Source organism: Burkholderia sp. AU28863 (assembly GCF_002223195.1).
GTDB classification, from domain to species: domain Bacteria; phylum Pseudomonadota; class Gammaproteobacteria; order Burkholderiales; family Burkholderiaceae; genus Burkholderia; species Burkholderia sola.
Window position 1 is genome coordinate 664,251 of the sequence record NZ_NKFE01000006.1, and the last position, 6,378, is coordinate 670,628.

At 65.6% G+C, this 6,378-nt stretch carries 7 protein-coding genes; 4 read left to right on the forward strand and 3 right to left on the reverse strand.

Annotated elements, in window-relative coordinates; all coding sequences use genetic code 11:
* Window positions 1-169: 169 nt before the first annotated feature.
* Complete coding sequence (locus tag CFB81_RS29625; protein WP_069620320.1) at window positions 170-496, forward strand: thioredoxin family protein; 327 nt, start codon at window positions 170-172, stop codon at window positions 494-496.
* A gap of 10 nt (window positions 497-506) precedes the next feature.
* The gene (locus CFB81_RS29630) at window positions 507-926 is read left to right on the forward strand and encodes a secondary thiamine-phosphate synthase enzyme YjbQ (protein ID WP_089437511.1); all 420 of its coding nucleotides are present in this window, start codon (window positions 507-509) and stop codon (window positions 924-926) included.
* Between the two features lie 58 nt (window positions 927-984).
* On the opposite strand, the gene atsR is transcribed toward CFB81_RS29630, so the two are convergent.
* From atsR to CFB81_RS29645, 3 genes are all read right to left on the reverse strand, one after another.
* Window positions 985-2,799, reverse strand: coding sequence for a hybrid sensor histidine kinase/response regulator AtsR (gene atsR / locus CFB81_RS29635; RefSeq protein WP_089437512.1), 1,815 nt, complete (start codon window positions 2,797-2,799; stop codon window positions 985-987).
* A 1-nt stretch (window position 2,800) separates the two neighbouring features.
* Window positions 2,801-3,304: a molybdopterin-dependent oxidoreductase gene (locus CFB81_RS29640; RefSeq protein WP_069620317.1), complete on the reverse strand. Its 504-nt coding sequence runs from the start codon at window positions 3,302-3,304 to the stop codon at window positions 2,801-2,803.
* Between the two features lie 68 nt (window positions 3,305-3,372).
* Entirely contained in the window at window positions 3,373-4,239 is an 867-nt protein-coding gene (locus CFB81_RS29645; protein ID WP_069620316.1) for a helix-turn-helix domain-containing protein, read from the reverse strand.
* Window positions 4,240-4,599: 360 nt separating this feature from the next.
* On the opposite strand from CFB81_RS29645, the gene CFB81_RS29650 reads away from it, so the two are divergent.
* A complete protein-coding gene (locus CFB81_RS29650; RefSeq protein ID WP_089437595.1) occupies window positions 4,600-5,187 on the forward strand; it encodes a tetratricopeptide repeat protein in 588 nt (195 codons plus the stop codon).
* Window positions 5,188-5,307: 120 nt separating this feature from the next.
* On the forward strand, window positions 5,308-6,135 hold the full coding sequence (locus CFB81_RS29655; protein ID WP_089437596.1) for a hypothetical protein: 828 nt from the start codon (window positions 5,308-5,310) through the stop codon (window positions 6,133-6,135).
* Window positions 6,136-6,378: the final 243 nt, after the last annotated feature.

Sequence of the window (6,378 nt, forward strand, 5' to 3'; positions counted from 1 at the left end):
CGCGCTCGATGTCGGGGCTGCGATACCTTGCGTGTCATTTACGAAACGCGCGCACAGGCGTCGCCGGCACCGCGCGGCCTTTTCCGCTACAGTAAGCAATCGAAGGCTGCACCCGCCCGCATCGCGCCGGCGCGCGCAGTCACGTTCCGCCAACGCACACGAGGGTCTGATGGACACCGAGCAACGCTACACCGCCAACGCGCCGACCCGCGCGGAAGTCGACGCACTGGGCGGCGCAACCGTCATCGAATTCGGCGCGAACTGGTGCGGGATCTGCGCAGGCGCGCAGCCCGCGATCACGGCGTCGTTCTCCGCGCATCCTGCCGTGCGGCACCTGAAGATCGAGGACGGCCCCGGCCGTCCGCTCGGTCGCTCGTTCGGGGTGAAGCTGTGGCCGACGCTGGTATTCCTGCGCGATGGGGTCGAAGTCGCGCGCGTGGTTCGCCCCGCCGACGCGAAACAGATCGAAGCCGACGGCTTCTCCGCGCTGGCCTGAGGTCACGACGATGCAACAGGCCATCACGCACGTCGGCGTCGATACACGCGGCGGCGGCCTCGTCGAAGTCACGCAGCAGGTGCGCGCGTTCGTCGACCAGCAGGCGATCCGCACCGGCCTGCTCACCGTGTTCTGCCGTCATACGTCGGCGTCGCTGCTGATCCAGGAGAACGCGGATCCGTCGGTGCAGCGCGATATCGAACGCTATTTCGCGACGCTCGCGCCCGAGGACGACACACGCTACGAGCACGACACCGAAGGTGCCGACGACATGCCCGCGCATCTGCGCACGGCGCTCACGCAGGTGCAACTGTCGATTCCGGTCGAGCACGGGCGCATGGTGCTCGGCACGTGGCAGGGGATCTATCTGTTCGAGCATCGTCGCGCCCCGCATCGTCGCGACATCGTGCTGCATCTGATCGGCGAGTAGCCAAAGCGGGCGAGCAGGCAAGCGGACGGATACGCGCGACGCCGCGCCCGCGCGCGGCTCAAGCGAGCAGCTTCTCGACGAGCGCGCCGAGTTCGCGCAGGTGAACCGGCTTCGGCAGGAACGCGTCGAACGTCCGCTTGTTCTCGCGCAACGCAGCCGATTCATACGCACTGACGCCGAGAATCGCCGGATGCCGGCCGTCGTCGCCGGGCTCCGCCATCGCGCGAATGCGCCGCGCCACGTCGAATCCGCTCAGGTCCGGCAGTTCGAGATCGAGCACGACGAGATCGTAGCGGCCCGTACCGAAGCGCGCGACGCCTTCCTGCCCGGTGCCGCACAGATCGGACTCGACGCCGAGCGCAGACAGCATCGCGCCGAGCGTCTCGCGCGCGTTGTCGTTGTCGTCGACCACCAGCGCGCGCCGGTGCGGCAGCACGGGCGGCAGCGCGGGCACGTCGCCGGCCGCGGTGCCGGCCGTATCGACGCCGGGCACTTCGACCGGCAGCGTCACGACGAACTCGCTGCCTTCGCCGACCGCGCTGCGCACGTCCACATGGCCGCGCAGCGTCGTCACGATTTCGCGCACGACCGCGAGCCCCATGCCGATCCCGTCCACGTGCAGCCCGACCGCGTCGTTCGCGCGATAGAACGGCTCGAAGATCTTCGACAGATGCTGCTTCGCGATGCCGGCGCCGGTATCGCGCACGGCGATCTTCACCTGCTGGCCGGCCGGCGCGTCGGCGAGCGTGATCGCCACCGTGATCGAGCCGCCGGCTGTGTACTTGACCGAGTTCTCGATCAGGTTCGACAGCACCTGCCGCAGCAGCTTGCGATCGGACCGGATCGCGAGGCCCGGTGGCTCGACGCGCTGCGTGACCGTGATCCGTTTCGTCGCGATCCGCTCGCGCAGCGGTTCGAGCGCCTCGGCAAGCAGCGGCGCGATGCCGACGGTATCGAGTTCGGCGACGCGCTTCGTCGAGCGCAGCTTGATGTAGTCGGTGAGGTCCTTGACGAGCGCTTCCAGCGACAGCGCGGAATTCTGCAGTCGCCGGATCGTCTTCAGGTTCGCGTCGGACTGCGGGCGTGCGAGCAGGATCTCGATCGATCCGCAGATCGCCTGCAGCGGCGTACGCAGTTCGTGGCTGACCATCCCGAGGAACGCGTTCTTCGCCTCGATCATCTCGAACGCGCGATCGGACGCCTTGCGTTCCGCGTCGAGCGCCGCGTTTTGCCGCTCGAGCAGGTCGTCGCGCGTGCGCATCGTATAGAACAGCAGCAGGAACAGCGCGCACAGCATCACGCCGAGCACGATGCCGAGGATCAGGATCGCGCGCTGCTTGTCCTTCAGCTGATGGAACGTGAAATCGCGCTGCGCCATTTCGATCGCGCGGAAGTAGTTCGCGAGGCCGTTGACCTTCGGCCAGTACGCATTGACTTCGTCGATCACCTGCCGCGCCTGCTTCGGCGAGTCGCGCAGCAGCGGCACCTCGTGCTTCAGGCGCGTCATGAATTCGCCGAGCGCGTCGATCTCGTTGCGCGCGCGCGGGATGCGCAGCCAGTATTGGGACACCTCCGACGGCCGCTGCAGGAACCCGAACGACACCGACAGGCTGTCGAGCTGCATCTGCACGTGATCGAAATCGTCGTCCTCGCGCGTCGCGTAGAGAATCAGCTGCCGGTCGAAGCGCGTGTAGACGTTGCGGTATTGCGCGGCGGTCCAGAACACGCCTTCGCGCGGCCCCTCGAGCACGCCCTCGTTGACCGAGGTGGCGAGGAGATCCCACAGCAGGAACGCCCACGCGGTGAATCCCATGATCCACAGCGAGCCGAGGATCAGGATGATTTTTCTATTTTTCCATCGCCGCCGCGTCATGTCACTTCACGGTCAGACCGATGATCTGCCACGCGAACTTCGCTTCGCCGAGCGGTGTCTTTAGCTCGTCGGGATACTGGTCGCGCGGATACATGATCCACAGCGGGCCGTAGTTGTCGTTGCCGAGCACCTTGCCGTTCATCGTCCGCGCGAGGATCACGCCGTACTTGGCGGCATCGGACACGGGAATCGTGAACGTGTATTCGTCGATGCAGCGGAATTCGATCTGCGTGCCGTGCGCGCCGACCGTCTTCAGCACGTCGGACAGGCGTGGGCCGGTGAAGGTCGCCTTCGGCGTCCAGCTCGTCGACGTGACGATCGTATGCTGCGGCAGCGCCATCAGCGCCTGCTCGGAAAAGACGTAGGTCATCTTCCCTTGCTGGTTGCTCTTGCTGATCTTGCCGTCGACGGTGAACGTGAACGACGACGCGGCCCATGTCGCGGCGGCCATCCCGAGCAGGCAGGCCGTCAGCAGGCTTTTGGTCCAGATGGTTGAAACGCGCATGTCTTTTCCTCGGTCTGGTGGTTCGTGCAGCGGGTTGTCGTTCCGGTCTCGTGCTCGGTGCCCGGTTCTCAGTTCGCCGCCGTCGGCAGCGCGAGCTTCAGTTCGCGGGCGACTTCCGCGAACAGGATCGGCAGGCGCACCGGTTTTTCTTCGCAGCGCGCGTTGTAGTGCGACACGATGTGCGCGATCTCGTCCTCGCTCGCTTCGCCGGTCGAGATCTTGCCGGTCAGCAGGAAGATCGGCGCGCCGCTGTTCTCGCTCGCGCGGATGCCGCGCACGAGTTCGGCGGCGGTCTGATCGCCGAGCATCCAGTCGAGGATGTAGCCGTCGAAATCCTCGACTTCCAGCGCCTTGCGGAAGCTCGCGCCGTCGAAGTACGGAATCGCGTTCACGCCTTTCTCGATGAAATATTCACAGACCGTCTCGGCGACGTCGTGCGAATCGTCGACCACGGCGATCCGCGCCGCATACACGTTCGGTTGCGCCGAGCGCAGCTCGATCACGTCGACCGGATACGTGCGGCCCTCGCGCGCGTGCTGGCGTTCGGTGACGATCCATTCACCCTGCCACTGCAGCGCGACGAAATCCGTTTCGATCTGGCTGGTGGCCTTCGTCGAGATCGCCGCGCGGCAGCGCAAGCGCTTCGATTCGATCACGAACGTCGCGTCGATCATCTCGGCCGCGGCCGGCTGCGTGCCCTTGTCGTCGAGCAGGATCGCGGGCGGCACGCCGAAGTGCGTCGCGATGTCCTGCAACTGCGACAGGTTCCATGGGATCAGGCCCTTCATCTTGCGCGTGACGACCGAGAAGCTCAGGCCGAGCACGTTCGCGATCGTCGTGTTGTGACTGCGCGGCGGAATGCCGTTCCGGTTCAGGAGATCGCGCACCTTGTTGGCGGTGATGAGATCGACGTTGGCCTGCTCGTTGGTGGACATCTCGATGGGGTCTCCAAGGGTTTGGGCGAGGAAGAGCATATCAAAGCTGACGCGTCACGCAAACTTTAAACGCGCGATGGACCTTGACATGTCTTTTTTCTCCATTATTATTGCTCACCACGTCACTATTGTTTGTTGCGTCATGTTTGGAGATCGATGCCGGCCACGGTCGGGCAGCGAAAAGCGGCGGCAATGAAACAGTGACGGAACGATTCGAAGAGAGCCTGAGAGAGCCTTGGATGCGTGTCGGCGTTGGCGGATGGAATTGTATCCGCTGCGCCGCACGCAAACCGGGTACGAGCTCGCGGGGTGGGATAGCTCGAAGCATTGCGGCGCCAATAAAACTTGAGGAAAGTACCCATGTATCGCCGTTTACTCGCACCGGGGCTGCTGTTGCTGCTGGCCGCGTGCGCGCAGGATCCGTCGATCACCGCCGGCACGGTACGGATTTGCGACGACACAGGTTGTTCCGATCGCCCTAAAGATCAGGTCTCCTATCAAAAAAGGGACGATGCGCAAGACCGCGACGATCCACGCATCGCCGCGCTCAAGCAAACCGCGAAGACCCAGCCGAAGGCCGCCTACGACCTTGGCCTGCGCTATTTCCGCGGCGACGGCGTGCGCCAGGACAGCTACCAGGCGCTCAAGTGGATGCGCGAGGCCGCCGAACGCGGCGACCTGAACGCGCAAAAGGCGCTCGGCGGTTTCTACCTGTTCGGCCTCGAGGAAATGGGCTCGGATGCGCGCGAAGCGGAGAAGTGGCTGTCGATCGCGGCGGGCCGCGGCGACAAGGAATCGAAAAAGCTGCTCGAACTCGCGCGCAAGGCCAAGAAAGAAGACGAAGAAGACTGGAAGTGGCGCACGCAATGGCGTGACACGTATTACGGCTACTGGTACTCGGGCTATCCGTACTACGGCGTCTGGCAACAGACGTACTGGTACTACTGACCGGGTATCGAGCAACGGGGCAGCAGCGGGGAGACCACCATCGCGCGCCACGCCGGGGGGCTTATCGACGTTCGCACGAACACATAAGCCGAACAACGACTCTAATCGACCGACAACGACATGAAGACCAACCTTTCCCAACGTCTCACTCAAGGCGCGCTGGTTGCAGCGCTTGGCGCGTGCGTCGCGGGTTGCGGCGGCGTGGTGACGCCCGGCGGGCAGAACGCCGGCGTGACGGGCGCGGCGGCAGGCGGCGCGAGCGCCGGCGCCGATTCGCAACTGCAGCGCTGTGCGTCGCCGCTGGGCACGATCGCGGTCGACGACGGCCGCAACGCCGACTGGTGGGGCCCGTTCGGCAGCGCGACCAAGGTGACGAGCATCGACCCGCTGCTGCGGCTGGCCGTGCAGCAGTCGAACTGCTTCGTGATCACGTCGATCGGCAACCAGAAGAGCGACGCGCGCCTGTCGCGCATCACGCAGCTGCAGCGCAACTCGGGCGAATACCGCGCGGGCTCGAAGCAGCAGAAGGGCCAGCGCGTCGCGGCCGACTACTACATGGAACCGCAGATCGTGATCAACGATTCGCCGATCGGCGGGATCGGCAGCATGATCGGCGGGCTGATCGGCAACAGCGCGGTGGCGGCGGTGGCGGGCCACCTGCAGACGAAGGCGTCGGTGGTGACGCTGACGCTGTTCGACGTGCGCTCGGCGGTGCAGATCGCGGCGTCGGAAGGCAGCTCGACGGCGACGAACTACGGCGCGGCGCTGGGCGGCCTCGGCGGCGGGGTGGGCGGCGGGCTCGCCGGCTTCTCGACGACGCCGGAAGGCAAGGCGACGGTCGTCGCGTTCATCGACGCGTGGAACAAGATGGTCGTGGCGCTGCGCAGCTACAAGGCGCAGGACGTCAAGGGCGGGCTGGGCCGCGGTGGCCAGCTGCAGGTCAACTGACGTCGCCGGGCCGGCGGGGGCCGCCGGCCGATCCTGATTCGTGATTCGTGATGGTCGGTGCGTGCGGCGTGATCCGCGCGTACGGGCTTCGTTCGTCCTGTTCGTTTGGAAGGTGATCCCGATGAAAGCCGCTGCACTGATTGCATTGACCTGCCTCGCGCTGACCGCTTGCGGCGGCGACGACAATCCCTCGCCCGCTTCGTCGGGCGGCTCGGGCACGAGCAACAACGGCGGCAGCGGCGG

What these genes read in the sequence shown, in the direction of transcription:
- CFB81_RS29625 (WP_069620320.1), top strand. Translation starts at nt 170, where the DNA reads ATGGACACCGAGCAACGCTACACCGCCAACGCGCCGACCCGCGCGGAA.
- CFB81_RS29630 (WP_089437511.1), top strand. Translation starts at nt 507, where the DNA reads ATGCAACAGGCCATCACGCACGTCGGCGTCGATACACGCGGCGGCGGC.
- atsR (WP_089437512.1), bottom strand. Translation starts at nt 2,799, where the DNA reads ATGACGCGGCGGCGATGGAAAAATAGAAAAATCATCCTGATCCTCGGC.
- CFB81_RS29640 (WP_069620317.1), bottom strand. Translation starts at nt 3,304, where the DNA reads ATGCGCGTTTCAACCATCTGGACCAAAAGCCTGCTGACGGCCTGCCTG.
- CFB81_RS29645 (WP_069620316.1), bottom strand. Translation starts at nt 4,239, where the DNA reads ATGTCCACCAACGAGCAGGCCAACGTCGATCTCATCACCGCCAACAAG.
- CFB81_RS29650 (WP_089437595.1), top strand. Translation starts at nt 4,600, where the DNA reads ATGTATCGCCGTTTACTCGCACCGGGGCTGCTGTTGCTGCTGGCCGCG.
- CFB81_RS29655 (WP_089437596.1), top strand. Translation starts at nt 5,308, where the DNA reads ATGAAGACCAACCTTTCCCAACGTCTCACTCAAGGCGCGCTGGTTGCA.